Origin of the sequence: Bradyrhizobium sp. AZCC 2230, assembly GCF_036924495.1 — a bacterium.
In the GTDB taxonomy this organism is placed as follows: domain Bacteria; phylum Pseudomonadota; class Alphaproteobacteria; order Rhizobiales; family Xanthobacteraceae; genus Bradyrhizobium; species Bradyrhizobium rifense.
In genome coordinates this window covers 1,353,847-1,373,901 of record NZ_JAZHRS010000001.1, presented here as the reverse complement: position 1 = coordinate 1,373,901, position 20,055 = coordinate 1,353,847, and the positions used below count along the sequence as shown (strand labels likewise).

Sequence of the window (20,055 nt, the reverse complement as noted above, 5' to 3'; positions counted from 1 at the left end):
GAATCGTTGGCCAAACTTGTTGACAACGAGTTAATTCGCGCTGTTAAAGCCGGCTCCATCGACATAGGCGAAGCTTGACGTCGCCAAGTGCTGTCGCAATCCGTCATAATTATTGAGTATCTGGTTCCTTAGGAACTTCGCTAAAAACCGAGCGCGTCGTTTAGGCGATTTTTCGACGATTTGGGGGATATTGATCCGCATGTGCGGGATTGTCGGCATTCTCGGGCGCGAGCCGGTTGCAGAGCAATTGGTGGATTCGCTCAAACGTCTTGAATATCGCGGCTACGATTCCGCGGGTGTCGCCACGCTTGAAGGCAAGCATCTCGAGCGCCGCCGCGCCGAGGGCAAGCTGAAGAATCTGGAGAAGCGGCTGGAAGCCGAGCCCTTGAAGGGCACGACCGGCATCGGCCACACCCGCTGGGCCACGCACGGCAAGCCAACCGTCAACAACGCCCATCCGCACGCGACCGAACGCGTTGCCGTCGTCCATAACGGCATCATCGAGAATTTCCGCGAGCTGCGCGAGGAGCTCGAAAAGAAGGGCACGGTGTTTCACACCGAGACCGACACCGAGATCGTGCTGCACCTCGTCGACGATCTGCTGACGCGCGGCAACAAGCCGGTGGAAGCGGTCAAGCTGACGCTGGCGCGCTTGCGCGGCGCCTTCGCGCTCGGCTTCATCTTCGCCGGCGACGACGACCTCATGATCGGCGCCCGCAACGGCCCGCCACTGGCGATCGGCTATGGCGACGGCGAGATGTATCTTGGCTCGGACGCGATCGCGCTCGGCCCGTTCACCGACACGATCAGCTATCTCGAGGACGGCGACTGGGTGGTGCTGACCCATAAGAGTGCTGCGATTTTCGACAAGGACGGCCACGCCGTCCAGCGCGACAAGATCAAGCACGCCGCCTCGACCTCGCTGGTCGACAAGGCCAATTACCGCCACTTCATGGCGAAGGAGATCCACGAGCAGCCGGAAGTGGTCGGCCACACGCTGGCGCGCTATGTCGACATGGCGACCGAGCGCGTCTCGCTGCCGGTCAAGCTGCCGTTCGACTTCAAGGATATCCAGCGCATCAATATCACGGCCTGCGGCACCGCAAGCTATGCCGGCATCGTCGCAAAATACTGGTTCGAGCGTTTTGCGCGCGTGCCGGTCGAGGTCGATGTCGCCTCCGAATTCCGCTACCGGGAAGCGCCGCTGCGCAAGGGCGATCTCGCCATCTTCATCTCGCAATCGGGCGAGACCGCCGACACCCTGGCTGCGCTGCGCTACGCCAAGGCCGAGGGCGCGCACACCATTGCCGTCGTCAACGTGCCGACCTCGACCATCGCGCGCGAAAGCGAGACGGTGCTGCAGACACTGGCCGGCCCCGAAATCGGCGTCGCCTCGACCAAGGCCTTCACCTGCCAGCTGATGGTGCTCGCGAACCTCGCCATTGCGGCCGGCAAGGCCCGCGGCGAATTGTCCGACGAGGACGAGACCAAGCTTGTGCACGGCCTGGTCGAGATTCCGCGCCTGATGTCGGATGCGCTCACCACCGAGCTGCAGATCGAGAAGCTCGCGCACAGGATCGCAAAATCCCGCGATGTGCTCTATCTCGGCCGCGGCACCAGCTACCCGCTGGCGCTGGAAGGCGCGCTGAAGCTGAAGGAGATCTCCTACATCCACGCCGAGGGCTATGCCGCCGGCGAGCTCAAGCACGGCCCGATCGCGCTGATCGACGAGACCATGCCGGTCGTCGTGATCGCGCCCTACGACCGCGTGTTCGAGAAGACCGTCTCCAACATGCAGGAGGTCGCCGCCCGCGGCGGCAACATCATCCTGATGACCGACGCCAAGGGTGCGGCGGAGGCGACGGTGGAGTCGCTCGTCACCATCGTCATGCCCGACATGGCCGCGGCCTTTACGCCGATGGTCTATGCCGTCCCTGTGCAGCTGCTCGCCTACCATACGGCGGTGGTGATGGGCACCGACGTCGACCAGCCGCGAAATCTCGCGAAATCCGTGACGGTGGAATAGGCAGAAGGGACCAGGCCGCGCTCTTCCAAAACCTGCTAGAAGCCCCTAGCTTGGACGAAGCGACCGACCTGGAACCAGAATGACCCCCCGCGACGACGCGCCTGCGCCTCTCGATCCCACCCCGGAACCGCACACCGGCCTGATGGGCCGTTTTCGTAATTATTTCCTGACCGGCCTCATTGTCACGGGGCCGATCGCGATCACCTTCTATCTGGTTTGGTGGTTCGTCACCTGGGTCGATGGCGTGGTGCGGCCGTTCATCCCGCTGGCCTATCGGCCCGAAACCTACATGCCGTACGTCATTCCCGGCTGGGGACTGATCGTCGCATTCTTCACGCTGACGCTGGTCGGCTTCCTTGCGGCGAACCTGATCGGCCGGACGCTGGTCGATGTCGGCGAGACCTTCCTCGGCCGGATCCCGGCGGTGCGTGCGATCTATCGCGGCCTCAAGCAGGTGTTCGAGACGCTGTTCTCGGGCAAGGGCTCGAGCTTCCGCAAAGTCGGCCTTGTGGAGTTTCCATCGCCCGGCATGTGGTCGATCGTGCTGATCTCGCAGTCGCCGAACGAGGACGTTGCGCGCAGCCTGCCGGGGCAGGAAGAACATGTCTCGGTGTTTCTGCCGTGCTCGCCGAACCCGACCACCGGATTCTTCTTTTACGTTCCCAAGAGCAAGATCATCGAAGTCGACATGAGCACCGAGGACGCGGCGACGGTGATCATGTCGGCCGGTGTGGTGCAGCCGGGTTCGGCGCCGGATCCAAAAAAGGCAGCCGCGCTCGCCGGCATGGCGAACGCCGCGCGCATTGCCAACGCTTCGACGCTCCGGCCCGAGCCTGCGAAGGCGGAGTAGGGCTATTCCGCGGCGGGATGGCCGCGGATCACGCGGGCGTTCGCATCCTCTGCTAATGTTCCGGTCGAACTGAGCGCCAACGCTCGGAATTCGAACTGGAGTGCCCCGATGTCCAAGTCGACGTCCAAAACCATCGCGATCCTCGCGCCCGGTGCCATGGGCAGCGCGGTGGCCCGCCGCCTGAGCGAAAACGGCGCGCGCGTGCTGACGTCCTTGAAGGGGCGAAGCGAGGCGACGCTGAAACGGGCCGCGGATGCGGGCATGGTCGGCGCCGAGGACGAGGCGATCGCGGACGCCGACATCATCCTCTCGATCGTGCCGCCCGGCGAGGCGGTGGCGCTGGCCGAGCGGCTCGCCGCATTGATTGTGAAGCGTAACAAGAAGCCGGTCGTGGTCGACTGCAACGCCGTCAATGTCGACACGGTGAGGCGGATCGAGGAGATCATCGGCTCGGCGCAGGCGCCGTTCGTCGACGGCGGCATCATCGGCTTCCCGCCGCAGCCGGGCGGCAAGAGCCCGGCGTTCTACATGTCGGGCGAACATGCCAGGGATGTCGCGGTGCTGAAGGAATTCGGGCTCGACATGCGCATCGTCGAAGGCCCGGTGGGTGCGGCCTCTGCGCTCAAGATGTCCTACGCCGGCATCGTCAAGGGTCTCGCCGGGATCGGCTCGGCCATGGTGGTCGCGGCGACGAAGGCGGGGGCTGCGGACGCGCTGCGCGACGAGCTCGCGCTCAGCCAGCCCGCGATCCTAGCGCGGCTCGAGGTCGCGCTGCCCGACATGATCCCGAAGGCCTATCGCTGGGTCGCGGAGATGCAGGAGATTTCCGGCTTCCTCGGGCCGGATCATCCGGCAAGCCAGATCTACCAGGGTTTTGCCAGATGGTTCGAGCATCTGGCCGGGGACGCCAAGGGCGAGGCGGTCGATGCGTCGCTATTGAAGGCGTTTGCCGCCAATATCGGGACGAAAAAGGCGTGATTGGCAGGCATTTCACGGTCAGAACGTCAGTTCGGCTGACCCGTAGCGTGGGCTTTGGGATCGCGAACGCGTGAGCTGACTTCGCGGCGTCCCGCGTGACGAAGCATGGCCGGCGCTCATGAAGCCGTTTGCGCGAGCGGCGAAGCCCATTTGCGCCGGTCTCGAAGATGTCGGGAAATCCGCCACGGCTAATGTTGGCCCCATCGACAACGGGGTTGATCATGTCTCATTCATTTCGCCAGATCAGTTTTGCCATCGCCTTTGCCGCGTCCGCTTTGACCTTGCCCAATGCTGCACACGCCTACAGTGCGGAAGCACAACAGATGTGCACCAGCGACGCCCTCCGTCTTTGCAGCTCGGAGATCCCGAACATCCCGCGCATCACCGCGTGCATGATGCAGCATAAATCCGAGCTCAGCCCGGAATGCCGCGCAGTCATGGACCGTGACGCTGCGCCGCAGCCGACAAAGACGGGTCCGGATCTGGAGTGAGCGCGCTCTGCGCTGTAGCGCCAGACCTCCCGCATCAAACTCCCATCGAATTGCCCCCGCGCCAGGCTGGAAGCTGAATCCGCTTGCCGTTGCAATGCGGTGATGGCTGAATATCGCCAACGTGACACGGGAGTTGGAATGAGAGTGCTGGTGATCGGCGCGGGAGCGCTCGGAGGCTATTACGGAGCTTGCCTGGTCCGAGCGGGCGCCGACGTGACATTTTTGGTGCGGTCCGCGCGGGCGGAGCAATTGCGGCGGGATGGGTTGAGGGTCACGAGCCCGCACGGCGACTTCGCCGTGCAGCCGAAGATCGTCCTGGCGAACGAGCTCAAGGAGCCGTTCGACGTCGTGCTTGTTGGCGTGAAGGCCTATTCGCTCGACGACGCGATGAGCCAGTTTGCCCCGGCCGTCGGCGCGAGCACGATGATCTTGCCGATCCTGAACGGGTTGAAACATATCGACGCGCTGACTGCGCGGTTCGGCGCCGGGCACGTCCTCGGTGGCCTGGCGAATGTCAGCGCCGGGCTCGATGCGGACGGTCGCGTCGTTCAATTCATGGCCAACCAGACCATCGTCTTCGGCGAGACCAAGGGGGCGTTGAGCGAGCGTGTGCTGGCTCTGGAGAAGCTGCTCCGGGTCCCCGGTATCGACGTGCGCGCCAGCGACACGATCATGCAGGACATGTGGGAAAAGTTCGTCCAGCTCAGCACGCTCGCCGGGATCACCTGCCTGATGCGCGCAAGCATCGGCGACATCCTGACCGTGCCGAACGGTGAGGCGTCGATCTTCCGCCTGTTCGCCGAGCACTGCGCCGTCGCAACAGCGTCCGGTTTCGAGCCGCGGGCGCCGTTCATCGAGTTCGACCGAAAACTATTCACGACCCAGAACTCGCCGTTGAAGGCGTCGATGCTGCGGGACATCGAACGTGGTTCGGTGACCGAGGCGGAACACATCCTTGGCGACATGGCCAATCGGGGCCGTGCGCTCGGCATCGAAACCCCTATGCTGGATATCGCCCGGGCGCATGTGGCCGCCTACGAGGTTGGACGACGAAGGGCCGCGAGCTAACCCGCCCCGATCAGCGGGATCGCCTCGTCCCGCTCGTAGAGATACAGCAGGCAGCGCAGCGCTTCGCCGCGCTCGCCTTTCAGCTTCGGATCGTCCTTCATGATGCGCAGCGCCTCGTCTCTAGCCTGCGTGATGAGCTGGCCGTGCACCTCCGGGCGCGCGATGCGGTAGCCGGGCAGGCCGCTCTGGCGGACGCCGAGCACATCGCCTTCGCCGCGCAGCTTCAGATCCTCCTCGGCGATGCGAAACCCGTCGGTGGTCTCGCGGATCACTTTCAGCCGCGCCTTCGACATTTCGCCGAGCGGTTCGCTGTAGAGCAGAATGCATGTCGAAGCCTCCGAGCCGCGCCCGATACGGCCGCGCAGCTGATGCAGCTGGGCGAGGCCGAAGCGTTCGGCATTCTCGATCACCATGATGGTGGCCGCCGGCACGTCGACGCCGACCTCGACCACGGTGGTTGCGACCAGAAGCCCGATCTCGTGGGCAGCGAACTGGCCCATCACGCGATCCTTCTCGGTGCCCTTCATCTGGCCGTGGACGAGGCCGACGCGGTCGCCAAAGCGCTTCTGCAGGCTCTCGAAGCGCTTGGTCGCGTTGGTGAGATGCTCGGTGCCTTCAGCCTCGGATTCCTCGACCAGCGGGCAGATCCAGTACACCAGCTTGCCGGACTCGAGCGCGCGGCCGACGCCGTCCATGACCTCACTGAGCCTACTCATGGCGACGGCGCGGGTGTCGATCGGCTGGCGACCGGCGGGCTTTTCGCGCAACTCAGAGATGTCCATGTCGCCGAAATAGGTCAGCACCAGCGTGCGCGGAATCGGCGTGGCGCTCAGCACCAGCACGTCGACGGCTTCGCCCTTCGAGGTCAGCGCCAGCCGCTCGCGCACGCCAAAGCGGTGCTGCTCGTCGACGATGGCCAGCGCCAGATCGTGGAAGATCACGTCGTCCTGGATCAGCGCATGGGTGCCGACAAGGAGATCGATCTCGCCCGCGGCGAGCTCTGTGATGATCTCGCGCCGCTCCTTGCCTTTTTCACGGCCGGTGAGGATCGCAACTCGTAGGCCCGCGCGCTCGGCGAGCGGGGCGATGGTCTTGATGTGCTGGCGCGCCAAAATTTCGGTCGGCGCCATCAGGGCGGCCTGCTTGCCGACCTCGGCGACCGCAGCGGCCGCCAGCAGCGCGACCACGGTCTTGCCGGAGCCGACGTCGCCCTGGAGCAAACGCAGCATGCGCACGGGCTGTTGCAGATCGTTCGCGATCGCCGCGGCCGCGTCGCGTTGGGAGGACGTCAGCGCATAGGGCAGGGCGTCGATGATCTTGTGGCGCAAATGGCCGTCGCCGGCATTGCGCACGCCGGCCGGGCGGCGCAGCTGCGCGCGGATCAAAGCGAGCGCGAGCTGGCCGGCGAGCAGCTCGTCAAAGGCGAGGCGCGACCAGAACGGCTGGTCCGGCAGAATGTCCGTGAGCTCGACCGGCTGGTGCACGCGATTGAGCGCTTCCGCGATCGGCGGGAAATTGCAGCGGCGCAGCACCTCCGGACTGATCCATTCCGGCAGGGCCGGGAGCTTCTGCAGCGCCTGCGCGACCGCGCGGCGGAGCGAGCCGAGCGCGAGGCCCTCGGTGAGGGGATAGACGGGGTCGATGCCCGAAAGCTTCGAGATCGCCTCCTCGTCGAGCACGCGGTCGGGATGCACGATCTGCGGGATGCCGTCATACATCTGCAGCGTGCCGGAGACGAAGCGCTTCTCGCCCATCGGCAGCAGCTTTTCGACGTAGCCGGGCTTGGCGCGGAAGAAAGTCAGCACGACGTCGCCGGTGTCGTCGCTGGCATAGACCAGATACGGCGCGCGTGCATTGCGTGGCGGGGGCGGGCGGTGGCGGTCGACGGTGACCTCCAGCGTCACCATGGTTCCCACACCAGCGTCGCGGATTTTCGGCCGCGCCCGGCGGTCGATGACCTGGCTCGGCAGATGCAGCAGCAGATCGACCAGCCGCGGCGTTTCGTTGCGGCTGAGCAGATATTGCAGCAGCTTGTCCTGCTTCGGACCGACGCCGGACAGGCTGGTCACGGGAGCAAACAGCGGATTGAGCAGGCTGGGGCGCATTGATGCGAATCTAGGATCGTTTCGGCTCGTCATGCCCGGCTTTATGCCGGGCATCCACGGCTTTTTTCGTAGTCCTTCGCAGGCACCGGGCCATGCCAAATCGAGGGCTGACACGGCAGGCTCGAGTAGCTATATCACCCCGGCCCGGCACGTCCGGGCTTTCTGCGTTTGACTGGATTTGAGACATGACGGGAACGACACGATCGAGCAACGGCCTGGACGACCGCCGCAAGCGGTTGCTGTTCCGCTGCTGGCACCGCGGCACGCGCGAGATGGACCTGATCCTCGGCCGCTTCGCCGATGCCGAGATCGCCAATCTCTCCGACGGCGAACTGACTGAGCTCGAGACCCTGCTCGAAGAGTCCGATCCCGATCTCTATGCCGCCATCACCGGTGACAAGGTGCTGCCACCTGATGTCACCGGTACGCTGTTTGCCCGCATCAGGGCCTATCCGATCGCGGACCGCGACGTATGAAACCCGGAATGAAATCTCCGGCCGAGCTGCTCACGCCCGGCCGCGCACTGACGCTTGCCAATGTCGCCGAGGGCGCCGAGGGCCTCGTCGTCTCCGATCTCGCCCGCGCCATCGCGGCGCGGCCGAAAAAGCCGGCCGTCAGCCTTGCCGTGGTCTGCCGCGACGGCGCCCGCATGCAGCAGCTCGAGCGCGCGCTGCAATTCTTCGCCCCCGATCTGCCGGTGCTGACCTTTCCGGCCTGGGATTGCCAGCCCTATGACCGCGTCTCGCCGCATGGCGGCGTTCTGGCGCAACGTTTGACCACGCTGGCGCGGCTTGCGCCGCTGACCGGCAGCGACAAGCCGCTGATCGTGCTGACCACGGTGAACGCAATCGTGCAGCGTGTGCCCGCGCGCGAGCTGGTCGCGGCGCAGGCGCTGTCGGTCGCGCCGGGCAATGTCGTGCCGATGGACACCATCATCGCCTGGCTCGAGCACAACGGCTACAACCGCTCCTCGACCGTCCGCGAGCCCGGCGAATATGCCGTGCGCGGCGGCATCCTCGATCTGTTTCCGGCCGGCCTCGAGCAGCCGGTCCGGTTCGACTTCTTCGGCGACAGCCTGGAATCGATCCGCACCTTCGACGCCGAGACCCAGCGCACGCTGCTCGACATGCGCGCGCTCGATCTGGTGCCGATCTCGGAATTCCAGCTCGTCACCGACACCATCCGCCGCTTCCGCATGGGCTACGTCGCCGAGTTCGGCGCACCCGAGCGCGACGATGCGCTGTACGAGGCCGTCAGCGAAGGCCGCCGCCATCCCGGCATGGAGCACTGGCTGCCACTGTTCCAGGACCGGATGGACACGCTGTTCGACTATTTGCAAGGGGCAGCCGTCGCGATCGAGCCGCAGGCCGAGGACGCCGTTCGCGAGCGCTTCAAGCAGATCCAGGACTATTACGAGGCCCGCCGCGATGCGATGGAGCATCCCGCCGGCGGCGCCATCTACAAGCCGCTGCCGCCTGACAGGCTCTATCTGACCGAGAGCGAGTGGGGCAAACGCCTCGGCGACATCCCGTTGGCGCGGCTGACGCAGTTCTCCGTACCGGCCGACGGCGTGAGCGTTGTCGATGCCGGCGCCCGCAAGGGCCGCGACTTCGCGCCGGAGCGTAACGACAGCACGGTCAACGTGTTCGAGTCCGTCGTCGCGCATGTCATGGGCCTGCAGGCGAACCGCAAGAAAGTCGTGATCGCGCTCTGGAGCGAAGGCTCGCGCGACCGCATGACCTCGATGCTGCGCGACCACAAGCTGACCCACACCACCAGCGTCAACGCCTGGCGGACGGTGCAGGCCACGCCGCGCAACGAGACGATGCTCGCCGTGCTCGGCCTGGAGGCCGGTTTCGAGACCGACGAGATCGCGCTGATCAGCGAGCAGGACATTCTCGGCGACCGCCTGGTGCGCCCGCGCAAGGCGAGCCGCAAGCTCGACAATTTCATCTCGGAGATCACGAGCCTCACCGCGGGTGACATCGTCGTCCACGCCGATCACGGCATCGGCCGCTTTGTCGGCCTCCAGACGCTAGACGTCGCCGGCGCGCCGCATGACTGCCTTGAGCTGCATTATGCCGCCGACGCAAAACTGTTCCTGCCGGTCGAGAACATCGAGCTGCTGTCGCGCTACGGCTCCGACCAGACCACGGTCGAGCTCGATCGTCTCGGCGGCTCCGGCTGGCAGACCCGCAAGGCCAAACTCAAGAACCGCATCCGCGAGATCGCCGGCGAGCTGATCAAGATCGCCGCCGCGCGCCATTTGCACGAGGCGCCCAAGCTGCCGGTGCAACAAGGCATCTATGACGAGTTCTGCGCACGCTTCCCCTATGACGAGACCGAGGACCAGCTCGGTGCTATCGAGTCGACCCTGAAAGACCTCGAACTCGGCCGTCCGATGGATCGGCTGATCTGCGGCGACGTCGGCTTCGGCAAGACCGAGGTCGCGCTGCGTGCGGCCTTTGCCGTGGCGCTCGAAGGCAAGCAGGTTGCGGTCGTGGTACCGACCACGCTGCTGGCGCGCCAGCATCACAGGACCTTCGCCGAGCGTTTCAAGGGCTTTCCCGTGAACGTGGCGCAGGCCTCGCGCCTGGTGCCGACCAAAGAGCTCAATTTGGTCAAGATGGGGATCGCCGACGGCTCCGTCGATATCGTCGTCGGCACTCACGCGTTGCTCGGCAAGGCCATCAAGTTCCGCGATTTGGGCCTCGTCATCGTCGACGAGGAACAGCACTTTGGCGTCACCCACAAGGAGCGGCTGAAGGCGCTGCGCTCCGAGGTGCATGTGCTGACGCTGTCGGCGACGCCGATCCCGCGCACGCTGCAATTGGCGCTGACCGGCGTCCGCGAGCTCTCGATCATTGCCTCGCCTCCGGTCGACCGTCTCGCGGTCCGCACCTTCGTCGCCCCGCATGATCCCTTGATGATCCGCGAGGCGCTGCTGCGCGAGCGTTATCGCGGCGGTCAGGCGTTCTACGTGGTGCCGCGCATCGACGACCTCGCCGAGGTCAAGGATTTCCTCGACAAGAACGTGCCGGAGATGAAAGTCGCGGTCGCGCACGGCCAGATGCCGCCCGCCGTGATCGAGGACATCATGACCGCGTTCTACGACGGCAAGTTCGACATTCTGTTGTCCACGACGATCGTCGAGTCCGGCCTCGACATTCCCAACGCCAACACGTTGATCGTGCACCGCGCCGACATGTTCGGCCTCGCTCAGCTCTACCAGCTTCGCGGCCGCGTCGGCCGTTCCAAGCTGCGGGCCTACGCGCTGTTCACGCTGCCGGCGCAGCAGAAGATCACGACACAGGCCGAGCGCCGGCTCACCGTGCTGCAATCGCTGGAGACGCTGGGCGCCGGCTTCCAGCTCGCCTCGCACGACCTCGACATCCGCGGCGCCGGCAATCTGCTCGGCGAGGAGCAGTCCGGCCACATCAAGGAGGTCGGCTTCGAGCTCTACCAGTCGATGCTGGAGGAGGCGATCGTCAACCTCAAGGCCGGTGTGTCCGAGCCCGCCGCCGACCGCTGGTCGCCGACCATCACCATCGGCATGCCCGTGCTGATCCCGGAGGATTATGTCGGCGATCTCTCGGTGCGGCTGTCGCTGTACCGGCGCCTCGCCGATCTCGACAGCGAGGAGGAGATCGAGAACTTTGGCGCCGAGATGCGCGACCGCTTCGGCGTGCTGCCGGACGAGGTGCGCTACCTCTTCAAGGTGGCCGCGATCAAGGCGTTCTGCCGCCAGGCCAATGTCGGGAAGATCGATGCCGGCCCGAAGGGTGCCGTCATCACCTTCCGCGACAATTCCTTCGCCGATCCCGACCGCCTGGTGTCGTTCATTCGCAGCTACGGCCAGGCCGCCAAGGTCCGCCCCGACATGAAGGTCGTGTTCCTGCAGGACTGGGAGACGCCGGAAGAGCGCCTCGCCGGCACGACGGAGATCATGCGGCAGCTGGCGCAGCTCGCGCAGAAAAAGAAGGCGGCGTAGGCGAGGTGTGAGATGCCGTAGGGTGGGCAAAGCGAAGCGTGCCCACCACCTGTTGCAATCATGGAAAGATGGTGGGCACGGCGCTATCGCGCCTTCGCCCACCCTACGAGCGCCGTTACGACGCTGCCCTCGACGCGTCCGCGGACAGCCGCCCCAATAGCGACCTAGCCGTATCCGACGGCGACAGCGAATCCACGCTGACGACGGGATCGCTGCGCATCTCGTGCTTGCCATTCGACGTATGCTTCATCACCGCCGACAAACGCCGCGCGATCATATGCGCCGTGCGAAAATCGGTCTCGGCGAACACCACGATCACCGAGCCGTCCTTCTGCGCGGCGCCAAAATCCATCTGCCGCATCAGGCGGCTCAGAATGCGCGCGGCATCGAGCTGCGCGCGGGGATTGCCGGGATCGAAGGCGAAGCGCGCCACCGACAGGCCGCCGCCGCGGGCAAGCGTCTGCTCGACGGCCTTGGAAAAATCGCGGGCGAAGGCTTCGACCGTCAACAGGCCGCTGCGCGGATCGAGCAAGCCGCCGGCATCGATCGAGCGCAGCGTGCGGCTCAGTTGCGCTTCCATCGCGTGCTGGCGGATCAGTGGCAGCGCATTGGCCGCGACCGTCGTGGGCTCGCCGACGATCAGCTCGAGATTGGGCAGGTCGTAGCTCTGGGTGAGCTGGTGCGCGGTGACGACCACGGGCAGGTTGCGGAAGCGCGTATCCTCCGCAAGCACCGTGAGGAAAGCATCGGTGACGCGCGGGGTGAAACCGTCCGAGAGCACGACGCCGTCGATGTCGCGGGTGTTGAGATGCTTTGCCGCGGCCTCGATCGAGAGCGCGCCGACCACGCCCGTGCGCTCGCCGAGTGCGACGGAGAGGGCGGGATAAGCCGCGCCGCGGCCGATCAAGAGGACGATGGCGTCGCGCACCGGATCTGCCTCCGGCAGCGCCACCTTCGTCTCCGGCAGCCGGCGCAGCACGGTGGCGTGCAGCGTGCGGATGCGGATCGCGGCGCGCAAGCGCGCGATCAGGCGTTCGGCGGCGTTGCCGCGCGTGGCGAAGGGCAGGGCGTTGTGGGGCAGCGAAGCTTGCGCATCCAGCGCGACCAGCGGGAGATAAAGCGGCTGATCGGCGATCTTCCTGGCGAGCAAGGCCATATACGGCTCGTGCCCGCCGGACATCGCGGCGAGGACCGCGGCCGGCTGAACCTGTTCGACGGCGCGCGTCGCACTCGCCCAATCGCTGTCGACGACGGGAAAGAGACGGGCCTCGTCCAGCGCCGCAATGAAGGCGGGGCGCTCGGCATTGGACACAAACAGGATCGGGCCCGCCTGGGACATGAGATACTCTGATCACGCAATCGATGCTGCGCAATCTAGTCCCGGGGCCTTAATGCAGCGTCAATGTTCCCGGCGAAACTGCGCTCAAACCGGCCCCGAGCGGTCGCGAAAAGCCTCGACCATCAGAGGGTTAAGGCCAAGCTCGCTGAGTGCCTCGCGGGCGCGGGTATTGTCCTGGGCCCGGCCGGCCAGCCGATGGCCCGAGAGGCGGTCGGGCAGGGCCGTCAGCAGCGCGCCCTGGCCGAGCCGGCGCGCCCATTCCTGGAGGTCGTTGGAAAGGAAGCGATAGCCGCCGACCGCCATGATGCCGGAGGGCGGCGCGGTGATGCAGATCGCGCCATTGGCACGGTCGATCCGCGCGGCATAGCCGGTGTCGACGTAGTCGCGCGGCGGCTGCGCGGTCAGCGTCTCGCCGACCGGCTGGGGCGGCGCGTAGGCCGCGATCGGCACCATCGGTCCGCGAAGGCCGAGCGTGCCCTTCGGGGTCAGCAGAATATCGCCTGCGATCGAGGAGCCGGATTGCTCGCGCGGGGCGCCATGCGGTCCCGGCATCACCGCCACCGGCATGCCGTTCTCGCCGCGTCGTGCGCCGAACAGCCCAGCCTCGCCGAACAGATAGACGTCCGTGAGTGGCGCATGCGGCGCGATCCAGGCTTCGCTTGCGGCCACCTGCTCCGGCGCGCGCCAGAGCCCGATGACGTTGCGCAAGGTCGGCATCCGCGCCGCGAGGCCGGAATCGCCAAGCCGCAGCGCGAGCTGGGCCGGCGCAATCAGCACATCGCATGCGTGCTCGTTGATCTGCTGCTCCAGCACCTCGCTCTCGAAGGGATGATGCAGCGCCAGCGTGCCGCCGCAAAGCAGCCACACCGCGAGCGAGGAGGCGAGGCCCGCGAACGACATCGGCGTGAACGCCGACATCACGGTCGCGCCCTGCTGGATGTCGGCTTCCAGCGACATCGCAAGCCCGCCCGCGATCAGGCTGAAATGCGGCCGCGGCACCGGGCGAAAACCCTCGGCCGTGACATCGAAGGAGATCATCGCCGCCTTGCGGCCGTCCTGAATCACCGCGCGCGTGGTGCCGGGCGGGCGCGTGAGCACATCGTCGAGCGAGGCCATGCCCTCGGGCAGATCGCCACCGAAGCCGAAGACGTGGCGGATCGAAAAGGCCTCGGCGGCTGCACGCATTGCGAGGTCGGCATAGCTGACGCCGTCGACCTTGCTCATGGTGACGATGGCGCGCGCCGCGGTGCGGTTGAGCGCGGCCGCCAGCTCTGCCTGCCGCCACAGCAGCGGCAGCACGGCGACCACGAGGCCGGCGCGATGGGCGGCGAGCACCGTCAGCACGAATTCGACGGTGGAAGGCAACTGAATTGCGATCACCGAATTGGCCGGCAGGCCCGATTCGACGAAATGCGCCGACAGCGCCTCGATGGCGGTGTCGGCTTCGGCGTAGGTCAGCCGCCGCGGCTGGTGTCCGGTGATGCGGGATTTGTTGAGGGGATCGAGCAAAGCGGGCGCGTGCGGTTGCCGCATCAGCGTCCGCTGGAACAGCGTGTCGAGCGTCGGTGATACGGCTGGCTGGTTCACGGCGTCACTTCGCTGGACTGGCTTGAGGCTCACCCTTCGACCACCAGGTCTCCGGCAGATAGCCGGACAACGCAGTGGTCGATGGTCGTTCTATCCGATTCCAGCGCGCGATCCATTGCTCGGATACGTTAAACAGGGGGATTGTGTAGAAGCCCGCGATCAAAGCACGGTCGAGCGCCCGTACCGCCGGGACAAAATCCGTATGATCACGGGCCTCCAAAAGCGCTTTGATCATTGCGTCGACGGCGGGATCCCTGGCGCCCATGTAGTTGCGGGTGCCCGGATTGTCGGCGGCCGCACTTCCCCAATAGAAATACTGCTCGTTGCCGGGCGACAGCGACTGGTCCCAGCGATTCTGGATCATGTCGAACTCGTAAGATAGCCGGCGCTGGTCGAACTGCACGGGATCGACCGATCGCACGCTCGGCGCGATGCCGGCACGCTTGAGGTCGCGCTGGAAGGCGAGCGCGATGCGCTCCTGGTCGCGGGTCGTCACCAGCATCTCGAAGGTGAAGGGGGCCTTGGTCGCGCGGTTGCGCAGCACGGTGCCGTCGAGATCGTAACCGGCGTCGGACAGCAGTTTTAGCGCCGCGCGCAGCGTCGTGCGGTCGCGCCCCGAGCCGTCGGTGACGGGAAGCCGGTAGCTGCCATCCATGATGTCCGGCGGGATCTGTGCGGCGAAAGGCTTTAGGAGCTCGCGCTCGCGCGCATCCGCGGGCCGGGCATAGGCCGACAGGTCGGAGCCTGCAAAATAGCCGGCGACGCGCGAATAGAGCGAGAAGAAATAGTTGCGATTGACCAGCTCGAAATCGAACAGCAGCGTCAGCGCCTGGCGCACGCGGATGTCGGCGAAGATCGGACGGCGGGTGTTGAACACCAGGAATTCCGACGGCTGCGGCACGCCGGGCTTGATGGTGTCGCGGATCACGTCGCCGCTTCTGGCGGCCGGAAAATCGTAGCCGTCGTGCCAGCGCAACGGCTCGTTCTCGACGCGGAAATCATAGAGGCCGCGCTTGAAGGCTTCGAACTGGCCGTTTGCCTCGCGAAAATAGTCGAGCCGGATCTCGTCGAAATTGAAGAGCCCACGATTGATCGGGAGATCGCGGCCCCAATAATCGGGATTGCGCGAGAGCGTCACGCTGGCGCCGGGTTTGACCGCCGTGACGCGATACGGGCCCGAGGCAATGGGCCCGGTCAGCGTCGTCTCCTCGAAGGTCGCGACATCGACGGCGTGCTTCGGCAGGATCGGCATCAGGCCGAGGATCAGCGGCAGCTCGCGGTCGTTGGCGCCGGTGAGGTCGAAGCGGATTGTGAGGGGATCGGGCGCATCGGCCTTGACGACCTTGGCGTAAAATTGCCGGAGGTTGGGACGGCCGTGGTCGCGCAGGAGCTGCCAGGAGAACAGCACGTCCTCGGCAGTGACCTGCTTGCCGTCGGAGAAGCGCGCGCGGGGATCGAGACGGAACGTGACATGGCTTCGCTCGTCGTCGGTCTCGACGGATCTGGCGAGCAGGCCGTACAGCGTGAACGGTTCGTCCTGGCCGCGCGCCAGCAGGCTTTCCACGACGTAGTTCCGGATCGGCTGCACGGCCAGTCCCTTGACGATGAAGGGGTTGAGGCTGTCGAACGTGCCGAGGAGGCCCCAGGTCAACCGGCCGCCCTTGGGGGCATCAGGGTTCGCATAGGGCATGTGGGTGAAATCGGCCGGCAACGCCGGCTTGCCGTGCATGGCGATCGCATGGGCCTCGTCGGCCTGCGCGCCGCCGAACGTCGACAGCCCGATCGTGAGGACCAGAGCGAAGCTGCAGAGTCGGACACTTGGGCCCTCGAGCAGGCGCTGGAACATGAACATTCGGACACGTTGATTCGAGGGCCGGGGGGCTTGAATCCTATCACAGGGATTTCACTGAGCGCCTGCCCGGAAGCAGCCAAAGACGCTTGTCGGCATTGATCTTTCCGTCGACCGCGTTAAGAAGGCACGCAATCGCGCACGAGCGCCGAGCCCGTCACTTATCCGCCTCAATTGACGGGGAGAGAGCCGCGCCCAGGCGGCTTGGTTCGGTGCTTCGGAGCGGTTCGGGCACTTCCCGTTCAGAAAGGGTTTTCTGCAATGAATTTCCGTTATTTGGCCGCGTCCGTCCGGCCGCGCGGGCGAGTTCTCGCCCTGTTGACGGCGACGGCATTGGTCCTCCCGTTTGCCGCCGAGGCTCAGACTGCCGCGCCGGCCCCCGGCGCGCCCGCGCCGAAGGCAGCCCCGAAAGCCGCTCCCAAGGCTGCCCCCAAGGCGCCGGCACCGGCCGCCCAGGCACCCGCCCAGCCGGCTCCCGCTCAGGGCGCTCCGGCGCAGCAGGGTGCTCCGGCGGCGCAGGGCGCGGCCCAGCCCGCCGATCAGCAGATCCAGCTGATCTACGCCCCCTGGACCAAGTTCTGCCTCAAGGGCCAGGACGCCAACGCCAAGCAGGTCTGCTTCACCGGCAAGGACGGCCGCATCGAATCGGGCCAGCCCGTCATCGCGGCCGTGATCATCGAGCCGGAAGGCGAGCCCAAGAAGATTCTGCGCGTGACGCTGCCGCTCGGCATGCAGCTCGTGCACGGCACCCGCGTCATCGTCGACAACAACCCGCCGCTGCAGAGCCCGTATGTGATCTGCTTCCAGAACGGCTGTATGTCGGACTACGAGGCAACGCCCGAGCTCCTCGCCAACATGAAGAAGGGCCAGAACCTCGTGGTGCAGGCGATCAACGCCAACGGCGCGCCGCTGACCCTGCCGCTGCCGCTCACGGGCGAATTCCAGAAGGCCTATGACGGTCCGCCGACCGATCCGAAGGTGTTCGAGGAAACCCAGAAGAAGCTCCAGGAGGAGCTTCAGAAGAAGGCCGACGAGCAGCGCAAGAAGCTCGAGCAAAACGGTGGTGCGCCCGGCGCAGCTCCGGCTGGTCAGAAGTAATCGGGCTCAGATCCCGGACATGAAAAAGGCGCTCGGTTCGAGCGCCTTTTTTGCTGGCCGCTTGATGGCGGCAAAAAACTTCAGTTCAGCGAGGGATTGCGCGGGCGGTAGCCGCCATCCTTGTTCTTGATGAAGATCTCGGCGACCTGGGAATGCCGGATCGGCTCGCCGGACTCGTCGGGCAGCAGGTTCTGCTCGGACACGTAGGCGACGTACTCGGACTCCGCGTTCTCCGCGAGCAGGTGGTAGAACGGCTGATCCTTGTGAGGCCGCACCTCCTCCGGGATCGACAGCCACCACTCCTCGGTGTTGTTGAACTCCGGATCGATGTCGAAAATCACCCCCCGGAACGAGAAGATCCGGTGGCGAACGACCTGACCGATCTGAAATTTGGCGGTCCGCGCTTTAATCATTCCCCGTCGATAGACCAGGATTGTGGCCGATGCTAGTGCCCTCAGTTGCAATTAACGTCTGCTTGGGGGGCAGATAGCCCCCAGGTCTTCAGAAAACACTTCATCAATGGTCGATATCCTCAATCTGGCACTACCTTATTTCGGCTTGATCTTCGTCGGATTCGCGTGTGGCAAGGCCAAGTCGCTACCGGAATCGGGCCTCGCCTGGATGAATTTCTTCCTGCTCTACGTGTCGCTGCCGGCGCTGCTGTTTGCGATCATGTCGAAGACGCCGTTCTCGGAATTGAACAACCCGCCGTTCCTGGTCGCGACCACGCTGTCGACGATTGCCGCGTTCACGCTAGCGCTGGTCGTCGGCAAGGTGCTCGGTGGCCTGACGCTGCGTGAGGCGACACTCGCGGGCCTCTCCGGCGGCTACGGCAATATCGGCTACATGGGGCCGGGGCTGGCGCTGGCCGTGCTCGGGCCGAAAGCATCGGCGCCGACCGCGCTGATTTTCTGCTGCGACAGCATCTTCCTGTTCACCATCGTGCCGCTGTTGATCGAGCTCTCCGACCGCGACCATCCCTCGATCGTGCATGCCTTCGGCGTCGTGCTGAAGCAGATCGTGCTCAACCCGCTGATTATGTCGGCCTGTTTTGGCGCAGCCGTCGCAGCGCTCCATATCGAGCTGCCGGTGGCGCTCGACCGCACTATTACCTTCCTCCAGAACGCAGCCGCTCCGACTGCGTTGTTCGTGCTCGGCGTCACCGTGGCGCTGCGGCCGTTCGACCGTGTGCCCTGGGAAGTGCCGGGCGTGATCGCAGTCAAACTCCTGATCCATCCGCTCGCAGCGTTCGGCCTGATGCTGGCGTTCGGTCCGTTCGCACAGCCCTGGGCCGCGACCGCGATCCTGATGGCCTCGCTGCCGCCGGCGCTGAATGTGTTCGTGATCGCCCGGCAGAACGACGCCTGGATCGAATCCGCCTCCGTCGCCGTGCTGCTCGGAACGTTTGCATCCGTGGTCACACTGACTAGCGTGATGTGGCTGCTCCAGACCGGCCGGCTGGCGTTTCCGTAGACGCTATTTGCGCCAGGTCGGCGTCAGGCCTTCGCGCATGGCAAAGCGCCTGAGCGGGCCGATGGCGCCGAGCAGGTGCATGCCGACGGCGCGGACCGGCTGCAGCGGCAGGAAGTCGTTGAGCAGCGAGCGATTGGCGATGTCGATCGCAAAGGTCCGGCTCAAAATGTCCGGACGTCGCGCCCGGTCGTAGCGCTTGAGCACCTCGTCGGCGCCGGGATCCTGGCCAGATGCGATGGCCTCGCCGGCAAGTCGGGCAATATCGGCAGCGTCCCGCAGACCGAGATTGAGGCCTTGGGCACCGATCGGGGGAACCACATGGGCGGCTTCGCCGACTAGAGCGATGCGGTCGCGCGCAAAGGACTGCGGGCGTTCGATCGCCAGCGGGAACAGGCTGCGGCCGGGCTCGACCGTCATGCGGCCGAGAATGGAATGCGATTGCTTCTCGATCGCAACGGAGAGCTCTTCGTCGCTCAAGCCGCGAAGTCGCTCGGCCTCCGCGGGCGCCGAGACCCAGACGATGCTGGAGCGGTTGCCGGGCAGTGGCACGAACACGCAAGGCCCGTGCGGCGTGTGGAACTCGGTCGAGACGTTGCGATGCGGGCGGCCATGCCCGACGTTGAAGGTTAACGCGGTCTGCGTCAGGTCGCGCCGCGTCACCGCAATGCCGGCGGCCTCCCGGCACAGCGAGTGGCGGCCGTCGGCGCCGACCACGAGCCGCGCGGTCAGGAATTGTCCGGACGCCGTGCGGATTGCGACGTCATCGGCTTCGATGACGACGTTCTCGGCCTCGTCGTCGAAACGGACGAGGTTGGGCAGCTCGGCCGCGCGCGCTTCCAGCGCCAGCATCAGCGAGCGGTTGTCGATGTTGTAACCGAAGGCGTCGAGGGCGATCTCATGACAGGAGAACCGGACCTCGGGGCTGCGGAACAGCCGCCCGGTGTCGTCGACGAGGCGCATCACCTCGAGCGCTGCCGCCTTGTCCTTGCAGCGCGGCCAGACGTCGAGGTTTTCCAGGAGCTCGACGGAGGCACCCAGCAGCGCGGTGGTGCGATTGTCGGCATAGGGCAGGCGCCGCGCCACCAGCGCGGTCCGCGCGCCGGCCTGCGCCAGTGCAATTGCTGCCGCAAGGCCTGCCGGTCCGCCGCCGATAACGCTGACGTCAAAGGGTGTGGATGCGTCTGTCATGGAACGACATTT

General features: G+C 65.7%; 15 protein-coding genes. 9 read left to right on the top strand and 6 right to left on the bottom strand.

Annotated features, from left to right (window positions below):
• The first annotated feature begins 199 nt into the window (after positions 1–199).
• The 5 genes from glmS (at position 200) to panE (ending at position 5,413) form a co-directional block, all read left to right on the top strand.
• On the top strand, positions 200–2,026 hold the full coding sequence (gene glmS / locus V1280_RS06525) for a glutamine--fructose-6-phosphate transaminase (isomerizing) (protein ID WP_334520650.1): 1,827 nt from the start codon (positions 200–202) through the stop codon (positions 2,024–2,026).
• A gap of 79 nt (positions 2,027–2,105) precedes the next feature.
• On the top strand, positions 2,106–2,876 hold the full coding sequence (locus V1280_RS06520; protein WP_148772624.1) for a DUF502 domain-containing protein: 771 nt from the start codon (positions 2,106–2,108) through the stop codon (positions 2,874–2,876).
• A gap of 108 nt (positions 2,877–2,984) precedes the next feature.
• Complete coding sequence (locus V1280_RS06515) at positions 2,985–3,854, top strand: DUF1932 domain-containing protein (RefSeq protein ID WP_442895110.1); 870 nt, start codon at positions 2,985–2,987, stop codon at positions 3,852–3,854.
• Between the two features lie 221 nt (positions 3,855–4,075).
• Positions 4,076–4,345: a hypothetical protein gene (locus V1280_RS06510; RefSeq protein ID WP_334538204.1), complete on the top strand. Its 270-nt coding sequence runs from the start codon at positions 4,076–4,078 to the stop codon at positions 4,343–4,345.
• A gap of 138 nt (positions 4,346–4,483) precedes the next feature.
• Positions 4,484–5,413: a 2-dehydropantoate 2-reductase gene (panE, locus tag V1280_RS06505; RefSeq protein ID WP_334520643.1), complete on the top strand. Its 930-nt coding sequence runs from the start codon at positions 4,484–4,486 to the stop codon at positions 5,411–5,413.
• On the opposite strand, the gene recG is transcribed toward panE, so the two are convergent.
• Positions 5,410–7,518, bottom strand: coding sequence for an ATP-dependent DNA helicase RecG (gene recG, locus V1280_RS06500; RefSeq protein WP_334520640.1), 2,109 nt, complete (start codon positions 7,516–7,518; stop codon positions 5,410–5,412). The two genes, panE and recG, sit on opposite strands and share 4 nt — an antisense overlap.
• Before the next feature lie 185 nt (positions 7,519–7,703).
• Here recG and V1280_RS06495 point away from each other — a divergent pair, with 185 nt between their 5' ends.
• The gene (locus V1280_RS06495; RefSeq protein WP_334520637.1) at positions 7,704–7,994 is read left to right on the top strand and encodes an FAD assembly factor SdhE; all 291 of its coding nucleotides are present in this window, start codon (positions 7,704–7,706) and stop codon (positions 7,992–7,994) included.
• Positions 7,991–11,509 (top strand): transcription-repair coupling factor, encoded by a 3,519-nt coding sequence (mfd, locus tag V1280_RS06490; RefSeq protein WP_334520634.1) that lies wholly within the window; start codon positions 7,991–7,993, stop codon positions 11,507–11,509. The genes V1280_RS06495 and mfd overlap by 4 nt, the downstream gene beginning before the upstream one ends.
• Positions 11,510–11,624: 115 nt before the next feature.
• Here mfd and V1280_RS06485 read toward each other — a convergent pair whose 3' ends face one another.
• From V1280_RS06485 to V1280_RS06475, 3 genes are all read right to left on the bottom strand, one after another.
• Positions 11,625–12,848 carry a GGDEF domain-containing protein gene (locus tag V1280_RS06485; RefSeq protein WP_334520631.1) on the bottom strand — a complete coding sequence of 408 codons (1,224 nt, stop codon included), beginning with the start codon at positions 12,846–12,848 and terminating at the stop codon, positions 11,625–11,627.
• An 84-nt stretch (positions 12,849–12,932) separates the two neighbouring features.
• Positions 12,933–14,435: a class I adenylate-forming enzyme family protein gene (locus tag V1280_RS06480; protein WP_334520628.1), complete on the bottom strand. Its 1,503-nt coding sequence runs from the start codon at positions 14,433–14,435 to the stop codon at positions 12,933–12,935.
• A gap of 4 nt (positions 14,436–14,439) precedes the next feature.
• Positions 14,440–16,287 carry an extracellular solute-binding protein gene (locus tag V1280_RS06475; RefSeq protein ID WP_334520619.1) on the bottom strand — a complete coding sequence of 616 codons (1,848 nt, stop codon included), beginning with the start codon at positions 16,285–16,287 and terminating at the stop codon, positions 14,440–14,442.
• Positions 16,288–16,545: 258 nt separating this feature from the next.
• On the opposite strand from V1280_RS06475, the gene V1280_RS06470 reads away from it, so the two are divergent.
• Complete coding sequence (locus tag V1280_RS06470) at positions 16,546–17,382, top strand: invasion associated locus B family protein (protein ID WP_334520616.1); 837 nt, start codon at positions 16,546–16,548, stop codon at positions 17,380–17,382.
• 80 nt (positions 17,383–17,462) lie between these two features.
• On the opposite strand, the gene hspQ is transcribed toward V1280_RS06470, so the two are convergent.
• Positions 17,463–17,795: a heat shock protein HspQ gene (gene hspQ, locus V1280_RS06465; protein ID WP_018317973.1), complete on the bottom strand. Its 333-nt coding sequence runs from the start codon at positions 17,793–17,795 to the stop codon at positions 17,463–17,465.
• A gap of 106 nt (positions 17,796–17,901) precedes the next feature.
• Here hspQ and V1280_RS06460 point away from each other — a divergent pair, with 106 nt between their 5' ends.
• Complete coding sequence (locus V1280_RS06460; RefSeq protein WP_334520597.1) at positions 17,902–18,855, top strand: AEC family transporter; 954 nt, start codon at positions 17,902–17,904, stop codon at positions 18,853–18,855.
• A 3-nt stretch (positions 18,856–18,858) separates the two neighbouring features.
• On the opposite strand, the gene V1280_RS06455 is transcribed toward V1280_RS06460, so the two are convergent.
• Complete coding sequence (locus V1280_RS06455) at positions 18,859–20,043, bottom strand: UbiH/UbiF family hydroxylase (RefSeq protein ID WP_334520595.1); 1,185 nt, start codon at positions 20,041–20,043, stop codon at positions 18,859–18,861.
• Positions 20,044–20,055: the final 12 nt, after the last annotated feature.